Here is a 21,263-nt window from a genome sequence, read left to right on the forward strand (position 1 = left end):
TTCGTCTCGACCTCCGTGTATTTTACTTAATCATATCACGTTAGCTCGGTACGACATCTATCCTAACAGAGGGGGTCTTTTAGGTTCTTACTCCTTAATTGGCGCTTATTTTAAAATATGTTGTGTACCGATTCTGCTGGAACGAGGATTTTGCGATTTTTGATCAGGTAGGTAAAAATGTTAGCTGGGATTTCGAATTGCTGGCAATGTTTTTACCGTTTTGAAATTGGTAAGACCTGAAGTTGCATAGTGTACTGACAAGAGCCGAAAACCATCACCTTACGCATTGTTTTTCACAAAAAGCAAAGTCTATATAATGAGAGTAATTCAATTAATGATAGAAAAAAGAAATTGAATAAATTATACATAATCGGTTATTTCATAGATTCGATAAATGGAAGATGTATCCACTGAGACAACACACGCAGGACGCGCGTTATCAACATGTTGCTAGCCCAGACAAACAAGAAGCCACAGGAAGGTTTACAACTTTTAGACTGATAGAAAAAAATTATAAAATTTTTTAAAAAAAACTATTAAACATTTAAAACTAACTACGATATATATAGTGTAAGGCAGAGGTACTAGCCGAAGCCGAGCTTTCCCACAAGGACGTGGGTCATAAAATATAAAAAATTCAAGGAGGAATTCCAAATGAGAATTCAACATAACATTTCAGCTTTAAACACACACCGTAATCTTTCTTTCAACAACACTCAAGCAAACAAAAACCTTGAGAAATTATCTTCAGGTTACAAAATCAACCGTGCTGGCGATGACGCTGCTGGTTTAGCAATCTCTGAAAAAATGCGCGGACAAATCCGTGGTTTAGACATGGCTACTAAAAACGCACAAGATGGTATCTCTTTAATCCAAACTGCTGAGGGTGCTCTTAACGAAACACATGCTATTTTACAACGTATGCGTGAATTAGCAGTACAATCTTCTAACGATACAAACGTATCAACAGATCGTCAAGCGTTACAAAAAGAAATTGATGCATTAGCTTCAGAAATTACACGTATCGCAACTAACACTGAGTTTAATACTCAAAACCTTTTAGATGGTACTTTCTCAGGTATGAAATTCCACATCGGTGCTAACTCAGGACAAAATATTACAATTGATGTTGCTTCAATGGATGCTGCAGCGTTATCAGTTAATGCAATCAAAATTACAAATCAAGCTGATGCTGACGGTGCTATTACTACAATTAACACTGCTTTAGAGTCAGTATCTACACAACGTTCTGCACTTGGTGCAATTCAAAACCGTTTAGAGCATACTATTAACAACTTAGGTGCAACATCTGAAAACTTAACAGCTGCTGAATCACGTATCCGTGACACAGATATGGCGAAAGAGATGATGGGTTTCACAAAGAACAACATCTTAATGCAAGCAGCACAATCGATGCTTGCGCAAGCTAACCAACAACCACAAGGCGTTCTTCAATTATTAGGATAATTTTTGAAGTTTTATAAAGAAAAGCTCTCTTTTTAGAGAGCTTTTCTTTATGTTTAATTATAATAACCGATATAGATAAGGAGGTGAGCAGATGAGCAATAGTAAAATAGAATATATACAAACAAAATCCGGTATGACTACAGTGATGATAAATGGTTACCTATTACATAGTAAATACGATCCGAAAAGAGAAGCGGAAAAAATTGCTGAAAAAGAAGTAGACTATCAATTTACTCATATCTTATTTGGATATGGCAACGGATATATTGCAGAAGCTTTAGCAAATAGACTTAATAAAAAACAATTAATAGTATATGAACCAGAGAAAAGTATACTACCTATACTGACTACACTAGATAATTTTATTGTATTAAATAATTTAAAAGATTTAGAGCACCATATAAATGAGAAGGTAAAAAATTATGATACAAAAATTAAAGTGATATGCTCACCTAACTATAATAAGATTTTTGAAGAGGAATATGAAAAAGTACTGAAGTTAGTAAAAGATATGCAGTATGAAAATATAGTTAATCAAAATACCATTCACTTCTTTAGTGAAATGTGGCAGGAGAACTATATACGTAATCTTATGGCTTTAGGAAAAGGAGCTACTTTAATAGAATTGAAAAATAGATATACGTGTCCTGTCGTTTTAGCTTCAGGAGGACCGTCTCTTACAAAGCAACTTCCTCAATTAAAAAAAATTGCTAATAAAGTTATTATTATAGCTGCTGGATCTACTATTAATTCATTATTAGCAGCTGATATTGAACCTGACTATGTTGTCTCAATAGATGGTGGAGATGCTAACTATCAGCACTTCAAAAATATTAATACAGGTAAGACAAAGCTAATTTATTCCATGAGTAGTCACTATAAAATTCAAGAAGAGTTTAGAGGCAATATGTATGGTTTTTTATTTTCTGGAGAGCAAGAGACACAGCAACATATTGAAAAAGGGGTAGATGTTCAACTACCTTTAGTCTATGGTGGTGGGACTGTTGCTAATTCTGCTTTGCATATAGCAACTTATATTTCATCAGGACCAGTAGCTTTAATTGGGCAGGATTTAGCATATACAAATAACCAATCTCATGCTGACAATAATAAATTTTATAGCGAGATTAATGAAAATTTCCTTATGAAGAAAAAAGCCTTTAAGGTGGAAGGATACTATGGGGATAAGGTGTATACTGATTATAGTTTCCATTCCATGCGTAAGACATTCGAAAAAATATACAAATTATTAAATGATAAATATAGCATTTATAATTGCACCGAGGGTGGTAGCAAAATAGAAGGAGTTCCACAAAAATCGTTTTTATCATTCTGTGAAGAGCATGTTGATGACTATGAATATAAGATAATGCAGGAACTTTATACAAACAAGAAGAACATACTTGATAAACTACACTGCTTCCTAGTTTCTGAGATTAATAACTATAATTCATTGGAAGAACAATTGCAAAAGGCTTTAAATATATTAGGTGAAAATAAATCTGAACTAAAATTTTCATCATCTATATTAAAAAAACTTGATAAAATTGATGTGAAAGTAAAAGGTCTTTATAAAAGTATTATGATGGACCGTATTGTCGACCCTATTACGATGGAAGTTATGCGAAACTTTCAACCTCCAAAAGAAGAAACTCCTGCACTAGCATATCAAAGAGTATATGAGCAAAATATAACGCTATATTCTAAACTTCTAAGTGCAGTACAAAAGTCCAGAGATTATACTAGAACAACATTAGCTAAAATTCAATATAAAGAGGTGTTAGTAGATGACAGAACTACAGGAAGTACTAGTAAGTTATAACGCTTATATTAAAAATGTACCTACAGGCGCTATGTATATTGCAAATAATTTACGAGAAGATAATTTAAATGATGCTTTAATGGCAATTAAAGATTTTTCAGAAGGGGTTTTATGGCTATCGCATGCTAGTGAACTTATGAAACAAAATGGTGCAAAGGCTGAGTTAAATATTGAACAAATTCAAGAGTTTTTAATTGAAGTTAACGAAGGATTAGAAAAACAGGATTATGTGCTCGTTGCAGATATGTTTGAATATGAAATCGCACCGTTTTTTGAGGAAGTAGCGCTAGCTGAAGGACCGGTGCAGTAATTTGCACTGGTCCGTTAGTACAGCGAGAAATAGTGAAGCGACATTACAGTTGAATGATATTGCCATCTATAGTAAATATCGTCCAAGTGATGATGCCTTACGCTGGATAAACACTGTGGTGGATTTACAAGTTGACAGCTATGTGTTGATAGGCTTGGGGTTAGGTTATCATTTGAAAGCACTAAGTGCAGTAGCAGAAAACAAGCTAATAATAGTATATTATTTTGAAAAAAAAGAGTATGAGCTATTTAAGCTACATAATAAAGATAAATGGTGGCAGCAGCCGAATATTCAAATAAAGAATGATTTAATAGGTGTAGAATTACATGAAAGTGTACAACTGCTTCTCCCTAATGTGTGGCTAAAAGCAATAGGTGAACAGCATGCACTGTATGCCTTGTTAGATACAATCAAAGTCAATCAACTATCTTATAAGCGCTTTGAACTTCAAATGGCGAAGAATTTTGGTGAAAATATTAAACTAAATGATTATTCACCGTACCCACTTAGAACAAGTAACATTGCCTGTCTTGTTGCTTCAGGTCCTTCATTAAACGAGACAATTTATTGGCTAAAGAAAGTCAGTGAGCAAGTAGATATCTATGTAGTTGGATCGGCATTAAAAAAGATAATCGCTATGGGTATAGTACCAAGAGCTGCAGTTATTTCTGATGCACAAGACAATATTACAGAGCAATTAGAAGGCACAAATTTCAATGGGGATTTGTATTATTTATCAACTGCTAATTATAAGGCTATTGCATCTCATAGGGGGAGAAGATATATGCTATGTCAGCAAGGTTATAAAGATGCTGAATTATTAGCCAGACAAGCCAATTTGCCGCTGTTAGAAACTGGTGGATCTGTAGCAACAATTACCTTTAGTTTAATTGAAACACTTGGCTATGAATCAGTCGTATTATTTGGCCAAGATTTAGGTTATACCGGGAATGAAACCCATGCATCTGATTCGACATCAGGTAAAACAGTTTCAGAGGAAAGCCGTTTGCAAGTACAGGCAAATGACGGAAGTATGATAAGTACAGTTCCTAATTTACAAATTTATTTGCGCTGGTTTGAACAAAAAGTGGAAGATACCCCCCTTAAAGTTTATAATACAGCAGTAAAGGGAGCAAAGGTTATAGGAGCACCACTTATTTACGAACAACAATTTTATAAAATTATAAACTAATCGTTATATAAATAGCGATTAGTTTTTTGTACACAAAACTATACTTTCACCGATATAATAGTATAGGAATAAATGTACATACACGTGAGGAGAAAGTTAGATGAATTTGTTGGAAGATAAAGTTGTATTAGTTACGGGCGGTACAGGCTCTTTCGGTAAGAAATTTATTAAAAAAGCTTTAACATTAGGCGTAAAGAAAATCATTGTCTTTAGCCGTGATGAACTAAAGCAATATGAAATGAAACAAGAAATTCAAGATGAACGAGTCCGCTTCTTTATTGGAGATGTACGTGATAAAGATCGTTTATATCGTGCGTTTGATGGGGTAGATATCGTTATTCACGCAGCAGCGATGAAGCATGTAGATGCTTGTGAATATAATCCATTCGAGGCAATAAAAACGAATATTCACGGTGCGCAAAATATAGTTGAGGCTGCAATTGATAGCGGTGTAGAAAAAGTGATTGCACTTTCTACTGATAAAGCATGCTCGCCAGTAAACTTATATGGTGCAACAAAACTAGCTTCGGATAAATTATTTGTAGCAGCTAATGCATATGTTGGGGAAAAGAAAACACGTTTTGCTGTTGTGCGCTATGGCAATGTAGTTGGAAGTCGTGGAAGTGTTGTACCGTTCTTCAAAAAAATTCGCGAAACAGGCGTAGTGCCAATTACAGATGAGCGTATGACACGCTTCTGGATTACGTTAGAGCATGGGGTTCAATTTGTGCTCGATAACCTAGAGCGCATGCAGGGTGGCGAAATTTTTGTGCCAAAAATCCCAAGTATGAACATTATGGATTTGGCAAAGGCCATCGCACCAGAATGTGAAACGAACATTGTAGGCATTCGCCCAGGCGAAAAGTTACATGAGGCGATGATTATGGAAGATGATGCACGCCATACGTTAGAATTTGATACTTATTATGCAATTTTACCAGAACTTTCTTGGTGGGATAAAGGTAATGATGGTCAAGGGAAGCCTTTACCTGAAGGTTTTGCTTATACTAGTGATAATAATACAGAGTGGTTGACGATTGAGCAATTGAAGCCTTTAGTAGAACAAATGTAAAAAATGCACCCTTATCAAATTTAGTGGATAAGGGTGCATTTTTGTTCAAGGTCTATATAAATTGAAGAAGGGCAACATTGTACCGATAATAGTATTAGAGAAATTTATTTTAAAATAAAGTTTTGGGTGGCATAGATTATGAAACAGCATTTATCCGATTTTATTGATATGGCACATGAACATTTGGAGCTGATTTATAAATGGAGAAATCAGCCACATGTCCGAGAAGTAATGTATAACAGTGATTTATTAGGTTGGAAAGAACATTTGAATTGGTTTGACTCGATATCTAAGGATAATTCGAAAATATTTAAAATACTTTACTATAATGGTAAACCGTATGGGATAGCTAATTTTAAATTTACAAATCTACAATCGAGCGTTGGGGAATGGGGATTTTATATCGGTGAATCTGATGCACCAAAAGGAATGGGGAAGCTATTGGCTTATAAAATGCTATGTTATTTATTTGAAGAGGTAAAAGTTAGAAAAATATGTGCGGAAGTGCTGGGTTATAATCAAATTAGTTTGAAGTTTCATGAAAAAGTAGGATTTAGACAAGATGGAATACTTCGAAATCATATTTTAAAAGAAAATAATTATTATGATGTATATTTATTTAGTATTTTGAAAGATGAATGGGTACAAAAAAAGATAGAATTAGAGAAAGAATTGTTTAAATAGGAAGTGATGCTATGAACACAATTGCAATTATCCAAGCAAGAATGGGTTCCTCCCGCTTGCCAGAAAAAATCTTAAAACCACTAGGAAATGTAGACGTTTTAACATATGATATTGAACGTTGTCGTGCAATTCAAGGAGTGACTGAGGTAATTGTAGTAACAAGCTCCTTGCCACAGGACGACGCGATTGCAGCTTGGTGTGAGGCACATCAGGTCGCTTATTTACGTGGCTCGGAGGATGATGTACTTGATCGTTATGTCCAATGTGCGAAAATGTACAAGCCTGATTATGTCATGCGTGTCACTTCAGATTGCCCATTTGTCGATTATGAAATGGCGACAGAAATGGTCGAACTGATGCATAAGGAACAAAAGGATATCATTTTATTAGATGGTGAGCTCCCACGTGGATTGGCTGTAGAAATTATCTCGTACTCAGCATTATTACGCATTCACGAAGTAGGTCAAGAGCCACGACATCGAGAGCATGTAACGTATTATGCCTATGAATTTAAAGAGCAGTTCGAAGCGATTACATATAAAATACCTAATAATCGCCAAGCACCAGAATTGCGAATTACGCTTGATACGGAAGAAGATTATCAATTAATTACTGAAGTATCAAAGCATTTTAATAATCCATTAATATCGAGTGTAGAGGTTATTGAGTTTTTAAAAGCCAATCCTCAAATTGCCAAATTAAATGCACATATTGAACAAAAGCCGGTGATATAAGTGAATGTAATTATTCGAGCGGATGCGTCCGTTCAAATTGGTAGTGGTCATGTTATGCGTTGTTTAACGGTTGCCAAAAAGCTGCGAGATGACGGCTGTCATGTGCAGTTTTGGATGGAGCCGTTAGAAGGAAATTTAATTGAATTTGTAAAGACAGAAGGATTTCATAATCTGACAGAACGACAACAGGCGGATTTGTACATTATTGATCATTATCAGCTTGGAAAAGAATGGGAGCAATCAATTCGTTCATTTGCGAAGAAAATTGTAGTGATTGATGATTTAGCACGTGAGCATGAGTGTGATTTATTACTTGATCAAAATATTGTGCCTAATTATGACACACGTTATGAAGGATTAGTTCCTGCAACCTGTGTGAAATTACTCGGACCAAAATACTTGGTGATGCGTGATGAGTTCGTGGAGGCAAGACAAAATGTAAGAACGAGAAACGATAATATCGAGCGCCTACTTATTTTTATGGGCGGAACAGATCCGACAAATGAAACAATGAAGATTTTACAGGCATTACAGTACTTTAACTTTTTACATGTGGACGTAATTGTAGGAAACGGTAATCCAGTAAAACAGCGAATTGAACTGATTTGTCAGGAGCGTGGCTATCATTACCATTGCCAAATTAATTATATGGCAGAGCTTATGCAGCAGGCCGATTTTGCCATTGGAGCAGGTGGTGCTACAACGTGGGAGCGCTGTTATGTGGGGCTCCCTTCAAGTGCGACAATTGTAGCCGATAATCAAAGGAGTACGACTGAATTTGCACATACACTTGGTGTTGTTAAAAACCTAGGCTGGCACGATCAAGTGAAAGTTGAAACCTATAAAACACTGTTAAGTAATATACAAATCGGCGAGATGAGCAGAAAAGGTCTTAAGCTCACAGCAACAAAACAGCCAAATGCATGGCTACAGGAAATTTTGGAGTTGATAAAATGATAAAAATTAGACGAAGAGAAATTGGACAGCATAAAAAACCGTTTATTATTGCAGAAATGTCTGGCAATCACAATCAGTCATTAGAGCGCGCATTACATTTAGTAGAGCTAGCCGCTGAGGCGGGTGTGGATGCATTAAAGCTACAAACATATACCCCGGATACGATTACTTTGGACGTACATACGGGTGAATTTTTCATTCAAGATGATGCCAGTCTTTGGAAGGGTAATTCGCTTTATAACTTATATAAAGAAGCCTACACACCGTGGGAATGGCATAAGGCAATTTTTGATAAGGCGAATGAGTTAGGCTTACTTGCATTTAGCTCACCATTTGATGAAACAGCGGTCGACTTTTTAGAAACACTAGATGTGCCAGCGTATAAAATCGCTTCATTTGAAAATGTGGACTTACCGTTAATTCGCAAGGTAGCACGTACAGGGAAACCAACGATTATTTCTACAGGAATGGCAACAGTTGCTGAAATAGACGAGGCAGTAAGCGCATTTCGTGCAGAAGGAAATGACCAGCTAATTTTATTAAAATGCACAAGCACATATCCAGCAACACCGGCGAATTCGAATTTGGCGACAATTCCACATATGCGCGAGCTATTCGGCACAGAAATCGGTTTGTCGGATCATACAATGGGGGTTGGTGTTTCCGTTGCCGCTGTTACACTTGGTGCGACTGTAATTGAAAAGCATTTTACAACTTCTCGTGCAGATGGTGGTGTTGATTCATCATTTTCAATGGAGCCGCATGAACTAAAAATGCTTGTGGAAGAAACAGAGCGTGCATGGCAAAGCTTAGGTAATGTCTCATACGGTCCGACAGATGCAGAGATGGATTCAACAAAATTCCGCCGCTCACTTTATATTGGAGAAGATTTAAAGGCTGGCGATATTTTAACGATTGAAAACTTACGCAATGTTCGCCCAGGTTTAGGTTTACCAACAAAATACTACTATTTAGTGTTAGGCAAAGCGATTAAACAAGATGTACAAAAAGGTACACCACTTAGTTGGGAGTTATTACTATGAGTGAATTTATTTCATATGGTCGCCAAAGTTTGGACGAAGAAGATATTCAAGCAGTGATCGACACATTACGTTCGCCTAATTTAACACAGGGACCTAAAATTGCAGAATTCGAACAAGCAATTGCAGATTATGTAGGGGTAAAATACGCTGTTGCCTTTTGTAATGGAACAGCAGCATTGCACGGAGCTTGCTATGCAGCTGGAATTGGTGAAGGTGATGAAGTAATTACGTCCCCAATCACTTTTGCGGCAAGTGCAAACTGTGTACGCTATGTTGGGGGGACAGTTGTATTTGCCGATATTGATGCAGAAACATACAATATTGACCCAATGCAAATCCGCGCCAACCTTACTAAAAAAACAAAAGCAATTATTCCAGTTGATTTCACAGGTCAGCCAGTAGATATGGATGAAATTATGGATATTGCCAGCGAACATAATTTAGTTGTGATAGAAGACGGCGCGCATTCTTTAGGTGCAACATATAAAGGTCGTAAAGTAGGCACAACAGCTCATATGACCATGTTTAGTTTTCATCCAGTTAAGCCTGTTACTACGGGTGAAGGTGGCATTATTGTAACAAATGATGTGCATTATTATAATAAATTATTAAAATTCCGTAGTCATGGTATCGAGCAAGTCCCTTATTCACAAGAAAAAGGTGGCTGGTATTACGAAATGACAGATCTTGGATATAACTATCGTATGACGGATTTACAAGCAGCTCTTGGTGTTTCACAAATGAAAAAACTTGATACATTTATTGATCGACGTCAAGAATTAGCAAAATTGTATACAGAAGCTTTACAAGGTGTTACAGGAATTATTTTACCAAAACAACTTGAGCAAACAGAATCAGGCTGGCATTTGTATATGATTCAATTAGAAAATGCCGACCGTAGGCAGATGTTTGATGCAATGCGTGCTGCAAATATTGGGGTGCATGTACATTATATCCCGGTCTATTGGCATCCTTATTATCAAGAGCTAGGGTATGACAAGGGGCTATGTCCTGTAGCGGAAGCTTGGTATGAAAAGGCGTTGACATTGCCGATACATCCGGGATTAACAAATGAAGATATAGCTAGAGTTATTCAAATTTTAAAAGAGAAAATTGGATAAGTGTGGGTTCTTGAAGCGAATAGCAAATAGACTTTTTTACATTAATTCTTATAAAGGGAATGAATTTTGATAAAATGTTAGAGGGTGAGGGAAATAAAAGTGCATTAGTTCACTTATCATAATGTTGGTTAGAGACCCACCCCTCTCCTACTAAAGCTGATATACGCTGACTTTCAAGGAATGAGGCTTGTAGTATTACGTCTGAAACATTGGCTGATTTTATAAGTCAACCAGATAATCTAATTTTACAACAACAAATTGCTAAAACTGTTGCTGGAAGTGATCATTTTTCGATTTGGATGGAAGTGTTTGTGAACTACCTCGAGATGCAAAAAACGATTTATCAAAAAATTCAATGGTACGCATAAAAACCTTCATTTCTAATGGGAAGGCTCAACAAAAAAATCAAGGTTCTTTATAAAATTCCCTTACCTAATAATCTAATTGACTCCATGCACCAGGTGCAAATACAATTACCCTTGGTGGTGTTGAAAGTGATCAAAATGATACATTTAAATAAAACTATAGTAACCGTATTCTATTAGAGGAAATGGCAGGAGTATTAGTTTATCTTGTTTCGGATGCAGCTAGTTATGTAACACTGAAAATGATGAGGCAAGAGAAACGATTGAAAGACTACAACTTGATACGTATTTATTAAAAACTCAAAAGGAAGAAGCGATTAATAGTATTTTTGATGTTTTAGATTTAAATAATACGATTGGAATTGTATAAATATACGGAGAGAGTGATATATTTGAAGAACAAGCAAATTGTAGCTTTTAAAAAAAATAAGCAGGAGATTATAAATCTTTTAAGTGAAGGTTTATTTATGGAAGCGAAGAAGAGGCTAGATGAATTAAATATAAGAAATGAATCGTATTACGCACTTTTTGCTAATTATTATTATTTAATCGGAGAGCATCAAAAAGGAATTACATTATTAGAAGGTGCTACAAAAGATTTTCCATTTTCATTTGAAATATTATATAATTTAGCATCTTTAAAAAGTGCTGTTCATAAACAACTTGAAAGTTTATGGTTATTTGCAAGGTGTGTGAAAATAGCAGGTAGTAATAGAGATCGTGAAGAAGCAACAAAACAACTAAATCAAACAATAGAGATATTAAAAGAGAATTCTACGCTATCACCTGAACAATTTCGTTCAGCCTTAGATTTTACTCAGAGAATTCTCAAAGAAGGGGATGAAAGGACATACCCAATTAATCGTTTTAATGAAAGTCTTGTAAAGAAAATTACAAAAGATTCATCTGATAATGAATACTTTACGGAAATGTATAAATCTATGGGGATTAAAGATGTCGATTCAAATTCACGTTACTTTTTTAAAACAGAATTATTACAAGGAAAAACAAACGACTCGTTCTATTTTGAAATCGATAATGAGACGACAATACCTATAGCATTTTTTGAACAATATGATGATATTATGGTTGAAGGACCAAAAGAAAATTATCATTTCTCCAAAGGCGTATTGAATCCGAATCAATTTAATTACTTTACATTCTCTGATGTAGGTAAATATAAAGTATCATCTGAAAAGCCCTTTTTTATGGCAAAACCTATTAATTTAACACCTGAACTAAAATCAACACAAGTCATTATAACTATTTTTGTGGATGGATTGTCAAATAACGTAATAGAGGGAAATTTGCAGAGATTAATGCCATATACATATAACTTTTTTTCAAATGGCTATATAAATAATAATTGCTATACAACAGGTGATTGGACTTTGCCATGTCTTGCAAGTATGTATACTGGCAAAACTACTCTTAATCATGGTTTATATCACCCTTCCAATCATTTTGAATTAAACCAAAATAATGATTTATTTACAAAATACTTCAAAAATAGTGGTTATATGACAACCCAAATCAACAATGATTGGCGTACTACTCCAACCTATGGATATTTAGAAGGAATGGACAGGGTTTTGTATCAAAATTATGCTGGTGGTTTTACAGCTGGAGAAGTTGTTATGGAAACTATCGAGTATTTAGAGACATTTAAAAGTAATAATCACTTTTTGTGGATAAGTTTACCTGATTTACATGATGTAGCGGATGAAATAAATAACGATTTAATGAGTCAAGTAAATGTATCAGCGAAATATCGACAAAATAAAAATTTAGGTACTACATCCGTCTTAACTTCCTACGACCCTCATAAGATTAAAAAATATGAAGCTGAGCTAAGACGAGTAGACTTACATCTATCGACTCTCTATAATTACCTTAGTTCAAGCTTTCATAAAGATAAAATGATAGTAGCTTTAGTATCTGATCATGGTCAAACTTATTTAAGTCAGGATGATTTTCTTTTGCATGAGTATAGAAGAAAGGTGCCGTTTATGTTGACGGGTGGAAAAATACAGCAGAAATGTAGTAATGAATTATGTTCAATTATCGATATCTTTCCAACAATCGCCAAAATGGCTAATGTTGAACTAAATAGTCATGAGGGTGTTGTTTTAAAAGACTTCGGTGGCAAAGGGCGTGACATAGCTATTACTGAAACAATACACCCAGATCAACCTTATTTAGTAGCTATTACAGATGATCAACATATTTTTAGATTTCGAACAAAGTCAAATGTTACAGGGAACGGTACAGTAGAAATGGAAGATTTTGAGGCGCAACTAATCGATTTGAAAACAAATGAAGATGTATCTATGCAATATGATGAAAAGTTAACGAAATATTGTAATATGGTTATTCAACGTGCGATGAAAATGCAAATTTAAAATTGGTTAGTCAAAATTAATAATAAATTTTTATTTTTGGGATGAATTTAGAATAAATTATTTTGTTGATTAATGGAAATAATATGAGAAAATGAAAAGGTTATATGCCCCCAATAATTAAGTAAGATAGGATGTATATAATTATAACCATTACATTAAAATCGTACACTATTGAAAACCTGAATTTTTCGGTTTTTAGAAGTAGACCTTAAAGAAAAGTAATTTGTATATGTATTTTTATAGGAAATATTTATGAATACATAAATGAAAATTTGAAAAGGTTGCGGGAGATAAGTATAAAAAAATCAGTTATTCAAACACGGGTAAAAATCTTTTAAGTATAAATACTTATAGAGGGAGTCATTCAAATGAAGAAGACAACACAATTAAAAAACCTAATAAATAGTAAGAATTTAGATTTTATAATGGAAGCACATAATGGTCTTTCAGCAAAAATTGTTGAAAATGTTGGTTTTAAAGGTATTTGGGCAAGCGGTTTATCTATTTCGGCAGCACTAGGTGTACGTGATAATAATGAAGCTTCTTGGACGCAAGTATTAGAAGTGATTGAATTTATGAGTGATGCAGTTAATATTCCAATTCTACTTGATGGTGATACAGGCTATGGTAATTTTAATAATATGCGTCGCTTAGTTCGTAAATTAGAGCAACGTGGCATTGCTGGCGTATGTATAGAAGATAAATTATTTCCTAAAACAAATTCATTTATTAATGGAGAAGCACAGCCTCTTGCTGGCATTGACGAATTTTGCGGCAAAATTAAAGCGGCTAAAGATGCACAAACAGATCCAGATTTTGTAGTAGTTGCACGTATTGAAGCATTTATCGCAGGTTGGGGATTAGAAGAAGCGTTGAAACGAGCAGAAGCATATCGCTTAGCTGGTGCTGATGCCATTTTGGTTCATAGTAAAAAAAGTAACGCTACTGAAATTAAAACATTTATGGAAGTTTGGGGTAACCGTCATCCTGTCATCATTGTACCAACTAAATATTATTCTACACCAACTGAACATTTTGAAGAGTGGGGCGTTAATATGGCTATTTGGGCTAATCATAATGTTCGCGCTGCTGTTACCGCAATGGAAGAAACAACAAAACAAATTTTTGAAGATCAAAGCCTAGTGAATGTTGAAGGTACAGTCTCCTCGGTTAGCCATATTTTTGAATTGCAAGGTGCGGATGAATTAAAAGAAGCAGAAAAGAAATACTTACCAACTTATGGTCAAGATATGAATGTAATTATTTTAGCAGCATCACGTGGTTCGCAGTTAGGGGATTTAACGAAAGATATTCCTAAAACAATGTTAAAAGTTAATGGAACCCCGATTTTACATACACTAGTTAATCAACTGAATGAAATAGGTGTAAAAGATATTACCGTCGTGCGTGGTTACAAAAAAGAAGCTATAAATTTACCTAACGTAAAAACTATTGATAATGATGAATATGCTACAACAACAGATTTGGATTCGTTATTATTAGCTGTGGATGAAATTAAAGGTACAACCATTATTGCATATGGAGATATTTTAGTTAAATCGTATATTTGGAATGAATTGTTAAGTACAGATGATGAAATATCTATTATTGTAGACGCTTCTTTTGAAAGAAATATGAAACAAAAACAAGACTTTGTAATTGCTTCTGCACCATATAATAGAAAAACATTTAATCAAAAGGTAAACTTAATTAGTATTGATACACATTGTACCAGCCCCCATGGTGAATTTATAGGGCTTTTAAAAGTTAATCAGCAAGGAGCGAAAAAGTTAAAAGAGCATTACTTACTAGTTAAAGAAAAGATAAAAAAGAATTATTGGACGTTAAATGAATTTTTAACTTCTTACGCAAGTGTGAATAATATATCAATAAAATATATTAATGGTGCTTGGATTGATATTGATGAGATTGAAGATTTACAGAAATATAAATAGGCTAGGTGAGTTTAATGGGATGGGATCGAATTTGGTCAACTAAGGAAAAAATTGAAGTAGATAAGTTTTCAGGAGAGAATCTGTTTTTAAAACTAAAAGAGATTAACGGATTCGATATTGTAGATGGTGCTCTTAATTATAGAAGTTTTCTACAACAGCATAATCAAGTTTTAAGTAAACTGAAATATTTAAAGTTTAGTAGTGTTTTCGAAGTAGGTTGTGGAAGCGGGGCTAACTTATTATTATTTGATAAAAATCTTACATTAGGTGGATTAGACTATTCGCAAAGTCTAATTGAAACAGCAAATCAAGTAGTTAATCTACAAGAAATGCAATTAGGAGAAGCAAAGGATTTAGATTCCTCATTAAAGTACGATATTCTTTATTCTAATAGTGTATTTTCTTATTTTCCAGATTTAAAGTATGCTGAAGATGTTTTGAATAAAATTTACGAAAAGACTATTAAGGCAATAGTTATCATTGATATCCATAATATTGATTATGAAGAAGACTATCTTAACTATAGACGTTCAATTATTAAAAACTATGATGAATTATATAAAGGGTTAAATAAATTATTTTACAGTAAAAAATTTTTTGAGGAATTTGCATTAAAGAACAATATGAAGATTGAATTTGCAGAATCTACAATGAAAGGGTACTGGAATAATAAATTTGTATTTAATTGTTATATGTATAAATGAGGTGAGATTTTATGATAGAAGCACAAGGTTTTGGTGAGGCATTAAATGAATTAAATTATAATTTTTATAGTGGTGTACCATGTTCTTTTTTAAAGGATCTTATTAATTATGCAATTAATGAGCAAGATTTTGTAATGGCAGCTAATGAAGGAGATGCAGTTGCAATCTGCTCAGGTGCTTATCTAGGTGGTCGTAAATCTGTTTTTTTATGTCAAAATTCAGGTTTAGCGAATGCAGTTTCACCATTGACCTCTTTGACGTATACATTTGAAATTCCTATATTAGGATTTGTAAGTTTACGTGGTGAAAAAGGTTTAAATGACGAGCCACAACACGAATTAATGGGAACAATTACAAGCGAGCTATTAACTACTATGCAAATACCTCATACGGTTTTATCTACTGATTTGTCTAAAGCATTAGAACAACTTAAAATAGCTGATACTTTTATTGAACAGGGACAATCTTATTTCTTCATTGTTCGTAAGGAGACTTTCGGTAAAGTGAAGTTGAAACAATTAGCAGAGCCCACTGAAAAAAACACTCAGATACATTATTATGAGGGCGATAAACAACCAACACGTTTAACGATGTTGAATGAATTAAAGTCATATACTGATAAAGGAGCCCTTGTTCTCGCGACTACAGGTTTAACAGGTCGAGAGCTGTATGAGTTAGGTGATACAGCTAATCAGTTATATATGGTGGGCTCAATGGGATGTGTGAGTTCAATGGCCCTTGGTTTGGCTATTGCACAGCCAACTAAAAAAGTTATTGCTATTGACGGTGATGGTGCACTGTTAATGAGACTAGGAACAATGGCGACATTAGGTCATTATGCTCCTGATAATTTATACCATTTATTATTAGATAATGCTGCACATGAATCAACAGGAGGGCAATTTACTGTTTCACCACAAGTTGATTTTGTAGAAATAGCAAAAGCAACTGACTATACAAATATTGTTAAACTGGTAGATCAACAAAACTTAGCGCATTCATTAAGATGTTGGGATAGTATAGGAGGCTTAACATTTGCTTATTGTAAGACGGTGTTAGGTGTAAAAGAAAACTTAGGTCGTCCGAATGTAACACCTGTTCAAGTTAAGGAACGTTTTATGCAGTTGGTAAAAAGTGAATAACTCGCAGTTGCGAGTTATTCACTTATTTTTTTGAAATATTCTTTTAAAGCAATAATAAAGTTTTGCATATCGTTTTTATTTATATCTCCAATATTTGCAATGCGGAAAGTATTAAGGTTGCCTACTTTGCCTGGATAAATAGTAAAGCCTTTAGCAAATAGCTCATCATGCATTGTTGTAAAGTCATAGTCTTTGAAATGTGGTTCGTAGATCGCGGTAATAATTTTAGATTGATGTTCTAACGGAATAACCCATTGCAAGTTCAAATCTTTTAAACCTTCAATAAGAACTATCCATGATTCGCTATATCGTTTATAACGATTGTTAATACCTTCAATTTTAGCATCAACAATAGCTTGCTTTAATGCATAAAATGTCTGTACGGGCGGCGTAAAGCGACTTTGTCCTGTTTTAGTAAAGTAATCATATTGAGCATATAAATCTAAATAATAGGATTTACGTTTATGATCTCTACACTTAAGGAGTTTTTTTGTATTTGCAATAACAAAGCTAATGCCAGCCATACCCTGTATATTTTTATTCGAGCTAGCGGCTAGAAAATGAATATTTTGGTTAGGCATGTCGATTGGTAAAGCAGCGTAAGAGCTCATCGCATCAACGATAAATGTTATGTCATATTGGTTACATATTTCTCCTACAATATTTAAATCATTTAATAAACCAGTTGTTGTTTCATTCTGAACGATAGCAAGATGTGTAATGTGCTTATTGTTTTCCATAAAGTTCCTTAGGTCAGCATAATCTAATGCTTCCGTATAGGATGAATTGAACATTGTATAATTGATTTCGTATGTGTCGCATATTTCCTGCATACGTTTTCCATACGCACCATTATGGACTATTAGTAGATGGTCATTTATATTTAGTACGGATGTTAATATTGATTCAACTGCAGCTGTCCCAGAGCCAGGTAAGAGTACTGTAGCATAATCTTCATTATTTGCTACAATTGTAGTTAACTCATCTGCAACGAATTGCATAACATCACCAAAAGCTTCTTCTCGTGGGCAAATATCAGGTTGAATTTGTGCATATTTAACAGATAATGTTGTTGTTGCTGGTCCCGGATTTAATAAAATTTCTCGTTTTAGTAATTGGTTTAGTAATTGTAAGCGTGGGAAGATTGTTTGACGTGCAAACATCAGATGTTCCTCATTATCAATTTCGCACCATGTATAATTAGGGATTTTATGAATATAGATATTTTTATCTTTTAATGCAACTAAAGCATCTTCATAATCCCACTGTTGACATACAATATCATTCGTATAAATATTATACATATCCTCTAGTAATTTACTAGACAATTTAGTAATGCCTACAAGTTCGCCATATGACTTCGTTACTTCTGTGATATCTTTTGAAAGTTTCATAAGGCGATTACTACTACTAACTTCGATATATACTTCATCATTAGAATGCGTAGGGTCACTTGCCAAAATAATATTAGGTTCTTTATGCCAAATTAATTCACGAATGCCATTGTAATCATAAAGTAAATCAGACTCTAACAATAGTATATCTTGATCTTTAATATGTGGTTGAACTTGCATCAGTGTCGCAAAACTACCTGTAGTTTTATAATTAGGTGAATATACACATGTAACACCTGAAAGTTTGTCTGCTAAATCTTCGTAAAAGTTACTACGATAGCCTGTACCAATTATAATATTAGTGATACCATTTTGTTGAAGCGCTTGAATCGAAAGTTCGATGAGCGAGGGCACTTCGTTATAAATTTTCACAAAACCTTTAGGGTGGTTATCGGTATATGGGCGTAGGCGACTACCTAAGCCTGCTGCTAATATAACGGCTGTTTTTATCACATTGATTCACTCCCTCTATAAATGTTAATATATCAATGGTTTATGCCACTTTGAGTGCCAATAAAGTATTATCCGATACAAACATACAAATATCTTTATTTTCTGATTCTCACCCAAAATTGTAGAAAAGATGAAAAAAGCTGGGCGGGAGATTTCTATCAAACCATCTTCCTTCAAGTAAATGAAAATCGATTCCCCATGCTTTACAGCGATACATACAGCCGTCCCAACAAACCAGTCAATATCCTTGTCAGCCTGCTTATTCTCGAGGAATTGCAGGATTAACAGATGAAGAATTATTGGCTTCTTTCTATTTTAATTACCGTTTCCAATATGTTTTAGGCATTGGAGACTTCGACAAGGAACGCATCTGGATCAACACGTTGATGAATTTCCGTCAACGTATCGTCAAACATGAGGTCGCAACAGTTCAGGATGTACTGAAAGAAGAGAGGCATAACCTGTCTGCACGATAGGCTGACAGGATTCAATTAGATAAAGTATGGCGCGTATGGATTCATTCATGTTAAACGACTCTTGTAAAAAAATAACGCGATTAGAATTTGTCTTTGGAGTGGTTCAACGATTCGATTCGTTCGAGCCCTAGCTAAACAAGAGCTAACGCCCATTCCAGAGAACTTTTTAAACTACCTAAAAGAAGGTCATGAAAACCAAACCCTGTACTATACCAAAAATAGCGAAGCAGGTTCGAAGCTTGAGAAACAGTTCCAAAATGCAGGTGGGCTCTACTACTTTGCCTCCCATTTAAAAGAATGTCAGGAAATGGAGGAATTCCAGCTTTTCTCACGACTTTTGAATGAACAATGCATTCAAACAGAGGAAGGCGATCTGATTCCGTTAAAAGGAAAAAAACTTATCTTCACATAACCTAAAACTCCTCCATAATTTTAACCAAGTAACTTATATTCTTAAAACGACTTTTAATTGTATGTGATGCATACTCAAGGCGCTGTGCTACATTTTGTGGATTATTAAAATGCCATAATAGGGTGTTTAATGTACTTTTAGAAAGCCTTCTATTTTTTCCATCTATAGCATTCTTATGGGTTTGCAATAACCATTTATTTTTCATTTCTTTTCTTCTAGCATTTTCTTTCAATCTCTCCTTTTTTCCAAGACCTAGTTTCTTTGCTTCTTTCGGCGTTACTCTTTTCATTTCACGTTTTTGCATTTTACTCAGGTGTTGACTTTTCTTTAAAAACAGAGTGTTTGAATATTTAATATATTTATTTTTTAGTGCCAAATTTAATGCGCATTTTAATTCATCTGAATAATCATTTGCGCTGATAGTATTAGAAGGTGTCAAATCTTTAATTGGATTTCGACTGTTTGGATAAAAATATACATTAAATTCTTCATTTTCTGTAAAAGAACAACTGGTAATATTACAAAAATTAAAAGAAACATTTTTAAAAGTGCAGCTTTTAAATTTAACGCTTATAAAATGACTTTTACTTAGGAAGCAGTTTTTAAAAGAACAATTAATAAAACTGCAATTTTCGAATCTAGAATCATCTAAATTTGTTTGCTCAAAAATGGTATTAGAAAATAAAACATTATTATTCCAAGTTTTAGAAAAATCTTTTCGGCTAAAATTTTTAGATTCATGGATTTTATTTTTATAACTGAAAACTTTGTTCGAATATTTTTTTTTCAGTTCTTTATAGGTCTTATAATTCATATCATGAACACCGCAACCAGGTAAGCAGTTACTACATCGACCTGTAAAAATTGGATGATTAAGAAAACTCCAAAAGATAAACAAGTTAGAATATTGCTAATATCTCCCATAGCAACTACCACCTTTCCTATATTCTCTTTTAGCCCTCGTATCCGTCCGTAGACTAAGAATATAATTGTACACACTAGTTGAGGTAGGGCAATTCAATTGTAGTATACTTCAATCATTTGGTAAAGAAGAGTTTAGGTAAGCGGTTATTACTTGATGGACGGTCTCCGTTAACCCAATGTAAAACTTTGCACCGGGTGCACATAATTTTGATACTTCAACTGAAAATTATTTTAGTGCACCCGTACAATTTTGCCAATTGCTCGTAAAATAGCTATCGGTGAATGACTATCGCACTCATCCATAATTTATTGCGCCGCAATTTATTACCAATTCTACCGTCCTTTAAACCGTTTAAAAAAGCTTTACGTATATGGTAACCTATTCGATGAATTTAGATGATTCAAAATGTACAATTTTAGCCATCTTCACCTTACTGTTGCAAGCCGCAATAGGCGTTTTTATGACGGTTCTCACCCTAACCCGATTCGTTATTCGTTTCATAGTTTCCCTAGCCTGCCACGCTAGAACCTGCAGAACTTGCAAAGTGCTTCTTTGCTTTTGCAAAATCCCTTTACTGGCTCAAACTGTCTGAAATTTTTGCGCCATACTATAATGAAAGAAATAAATTCGAGG

At 34.2% G+C, this 21,263-nt stretch carries 17 protein-coding genes; 15 read left to right on the forward strand and 2 right to left on the reverse strand.

Going from position 1 to position 21,263, the window contains the following annotated elements:
* The first annotated feature begins 654 nt into the window (after positions 1 to 654).
* The 14 genes from ACTHOQ_RS13055 to aepY all read left to right on the forward strand — a co-directional run bounded on the left by ACTHOQ_RS13055 (position 655) and on the right by aepY (position 16,970).
* Positions 655 to 1,467, forward strand: a complete 813-nt coding sequence (locus tag ACTHOQ_RS13055) for a flagellin N-terminal helical domain-containing protein (RefSeq protein WP_440496587.1) — start codon at positions 655 to 657, stop codon at positions 1,465 to 1,467.
* Positions 1,468 to 1,558: 91 nt separating this feature from the next.
* Positions 1,559 to 3,289, forward strand: a complete 1,731-nt coding sequence (locus ACTHOQ_RS13060) for a motility associated factor glycosyltransferase family protein (RefSeq protein ID WP_440496588.1) — start codon at positions 1,559 to 1,561, stop codon at positions 3,287 to 3,289.
* Positions 3,255 to 3,599 (forward strand): DUF8042 domain-containing protein, encoded by a 345-nt coding sequence (locus ACTHOQ_RS13065; protein WP_440496589.1) that lies wholly within the window; start codon positions 3,255 to 3,257, stop codon positions 3,597 to 3,599. Before ACTHOQ_RS13060 ends, ACTHOQ_RS13065 begins: the two co-directional genes overlap by 35 nt.
* 49 nt (positions 3,600 to 3,648) lie before the next feature.
* Positions 3,649 to 4,791 carry a motility associated factor glycosyltransferase family protein gene (locus tag ACTHOQ_RS13070; RefSeq protein WP_440496590.1) on the forward strand — a complete coding sequence of 381 codons (1,143 nt, stop codon included), beginning with the start codon at positions 3,649 to 3,651 and terminating at the stop codon, positions 4,789 to 4,791.
* 100 nt (positions 4,792 to 4,891) lie between these two features.
* On the forward strand, positions 4,892 to 5,863 hold the full coding sequence (gene pseB / locus ACTHOQ_RS13075; RefSeq protein WP_440496591.1) for a UDP-N-acetylglucosamine 4,6-dehydratase (inverting): 972 nt from the start codon (positions 4,892 to 4,894) through the stop codon (positions 5,861 to 5,863).
* A 138-nt stretch (positions 5,864 to 6,001) separates the two neighbouring features.
* The gene (pseH, locus tag ACTHOQ_RS13080; RefSeq protein WP_440496592.1) at positions 6,002 to 6,547 is read left to right on the forward strand and encodes a UDP-4-amino-4,6-dideoxy-N-acetyl-beta-L-altrosamine N-acetyltransferase; all 546 of its coding nucleotides are present in this window, start codon (positions 6,002 to 6,004) and stop codon (positions 6,545 to 6,547) included.
* Positions 6,548 to 6,558: 11 nt separating this feature from the next.
* Positions 6,559 to 7,281 carry a cytidylyltransferase domain-containing protein gene (locus tag ACTHOQ_RS13085; RefSeq protein WP_440496593.1) on the forward strand — a complete coding sequence of 241 codons (723 nt, stop codon included), beginning with the start codon at positions 6,559 to 6,561 and terminating at the stop codon, positions 7,279 to 7,281.
* The gene (pseG, locus tag ACTHOQ_RS13090; protein WP_440496594.1) at positions 7,282 to 8,238 is read left to right on the forward strand and encodes a UDP-2,4-diacetamido-2,4,6-trideoxy-beta-L-altropyranose hydrolase; all 957 of its coding nucleotides are present in this window, start codon (positions 7,282 to 7,284) and stop codon (positions 8,236 to 8,238) included.
* Positions 8,235 to 9,281 (forward strand): pseudaminic acid synthase, encoded by a 1,047-nt coding sequence (pseI, locus tag ACTHOQ_RS13095; protein WP_440496595.1) that lies wholly within the window; start codon positions 8,235 to 8,237, stop codon positions 9,279 to 9,281. The genes pseG and pseI overlap by 4 nt, the downstream gene beginning before the upstream one ends.
* Positions 9,278 to 10,402: a UDP-4-amino-4,6-dideoxy-N-acetyl-beta-L-altrosamine transaminase gene (gene pseC / locus ACTHOQ_RS13100; protein ID WP_440496596.1), complete on the forward strand. Its 1,125-nt coding sequence runs from the start codon at positions 9,278 to 9,280 to the stop codon at positions 10,400 to 10,402. The genes pseI and pseC overlap by 4 nt, the downstream gene beginning before the upstream one ends.
* Positions 10,403 to 11,159: 757 nt before the next feature.
* Positions 11,160 to 13,169, forward strand: coding sequence for a sulfatase-like hydrolase/transferase (locus tag ACTHOQ_RS13105; RefSeq protein ID WP_440496597.1), 2,010 nt, complete (start codon positions 11,160 to 11,162; stop codon positions 13,167 to 13,169).
* A 368-nt stretch (positions 13,170 to 13,537) separates the two neighbouring features.
* On the forward strand, positions 13,538 to 15,124 hold the full coding sequence (gene aepX / locus ACTHOQ_RS13110) for a phosphoenolpyruvate mutase (protein ID WP_440496598.1): 1,587 nt from the start codon (positions 13,538 to 13,540) through the stop codon (positions 15,122 to 15,124).
* Between the two features lie 14 nt (positions 15,125 to 15,138).
* The gene (locus ACTHOQ_RS13115) at positions 15,139 to 15,828 is read left to right on the forward strand and encodes a methyltransferase (protein WP_440496599.1); all 690 of its coding nucleotides are present in this window, start codon (positions 15,139 to 15,141) and stop codon (positions 15,826 to 15,828) included.
* A gap of 11 nt (positions 15,829 to 15,839) precedes the next feature.
* Positions 15,840 to 16,970: a phosphonopyruvate decarboxylase gene (gene aepY, locus ACTHOQ_RS13120; RefSeq protein WP_440496600.1), complete on the forward strand. Its 1,131-nt coding sequence runs from the start codon at positions 15,840 to 15,842 to the stop codon at positions 16,968 to 16,970.
* 14 nt (positions 16,971 to 16,984) lie between these two features.
* Here aepY and ACTHOQ_RS13125 read toward each other — a convergent pair whose 3' ends face one another.
* Positions 16,985 to 18,817: a 2-aminoethylphosphonate aminotransferase gene (locus ACTHOQ_RS13125; protein ID WP_440496601.1), complete on the reverse strand. Its 1,833-nt coding sequence runs from the start codon at positions 18,815 to 18,817 to the stop codon at positions 16,985 to 16,987.
* A gap of 299 nt (positions 18,818 to 19,116) precedes the next feature.
* Here ACTHOQ_RS13125 and ACTHOQ_RS13130 point away from each other — a divergent pair, with 299 nt between their 5' ends.
* Positions 19,117 to 19,293 (forward strand): hypothetical protein, encoded by a 177-nt coding sequence (locus ACTHOQ_RS13130; protein ID WP_502229920.1) that lies wholly within the window; start codon positions 19,117 to 19,119, stop codon positions 19,291 to 19,293.
* Between the two features lie 413 nt (positions 19,294 to 19,706).
* Here ACTHOQ_RS13130 and ACTHOQ_RS13135 read toward each other — a convergent pair whose 3' ends face one another.
* Positions 19,707 to 20,519: a pentapeptide repeat-containing protein gene (locus ACTHOQ_RS13135; RefSeq protein WP_440496602.1), complete on the reverse strand. Its 813-nt coding sequence runs from the start codon at positions 20,517 to 20,519 to the stop codon at positions 19,707 to 19,709.
* Positions 20,520 to 21,263 lie beyond the last annotated feature (744 nt).

This window comes from Solibacillus silvestris (genome assembly GCF_051967575.1).
Lineage (GTDB): Bacteria > Bacillota > Bacilli > Bacillales_A > Planococcaceae > Solibacillus > Solibacillus silvestris_B.

What these genes read in the sequence shown, in the direction of transcription:
- ACTHOQ_RS13085 (WP_440496593.1), top strand. Translation starts at nt 6,559, where the DNA reads ATGAACACAATTGCAATTATCCAAGCAAGAATGGGTTCCTCCCGCTTG.
- ACTHOQ_RS13060 (WP_440496588.1), top strand. Translation starts at nt 1,559, where the DNA reads ATGAGCAATAGTAAAATAGAATATATACAAACAAAATCCGGTATGACT.
- ACTHOQ_RS13055 (WP_440496587.1), top strand. Translation starts at nt 655, where the DNA reads ATGAGAATTCAACATAACATTTCAGCTTTAAACACACACCGTAATCTT.
- ACTHOQ_RS13115 (WP_440496599.1), top strand. Translation starts at nt 15,139, where the DNA reads ATGGGATGGGATCGAATTTGGTCAACTAAGGAAAAAATTGAAGTAGAT.
- pseH (WP_440496592.1), top strand. Translation starts at nt 6,002, where the DNA reads ATGAAACAGCATTTATCCGATTTTATTGATATGGCACATGAACATTTG.
- aepX (WP_440496598.1), top strand. Translation starts at nt 13,538, where the DNA reads ATGAAGAAGACAACACAATTAAAAAACCTAATAAATAGTAAGAATTTA.
- pseC (WP_440496596.1), top strand. Translation starts at nt 9,278, where the DNA reads ATGAGTGAATTTATTTCATATGGTCGCCAAAGTTTGGACGAAGAAGAT.
- pseB (WP_440496591.1), top strand. Translation starts at nt 4,892, where the DNA reads ATGAATTTGTTGGAAGATAAAGTTGTATTAGTTACGGGCGGTACAGGC.
- ACTHOQ_RS13065 (WP_440496589.1), top strand. Translation starts at nt 3,255, where the DNA reads ATGACAGAACTACAGGAAGTACTAGTAAGTTATAACGCTTATATTAAA.
- aepY (WP_440496600.1), top strand. Translation starts at nt 15,840, where the DNA reads ATGATAGAAGCACAAGGTTTTGGTGAGGCATTAAATGAATTAAATTAT.
- ACTHOQ_RS13135 (WP_440496602.1), bottom strand. Translation starts at nt 20,519, where the DNA reads ATGAATTATAAGACCTATAAAGAACTGAAAAAAAAATATTCGAACAAA.
- pseI (WP_440496595.1), top strand. Translation starts at nt 8,235, where the DNA reads ATGATAAAAATTAGACGAAGAGAAATTGGACAGCATAAAAAACCGTTT.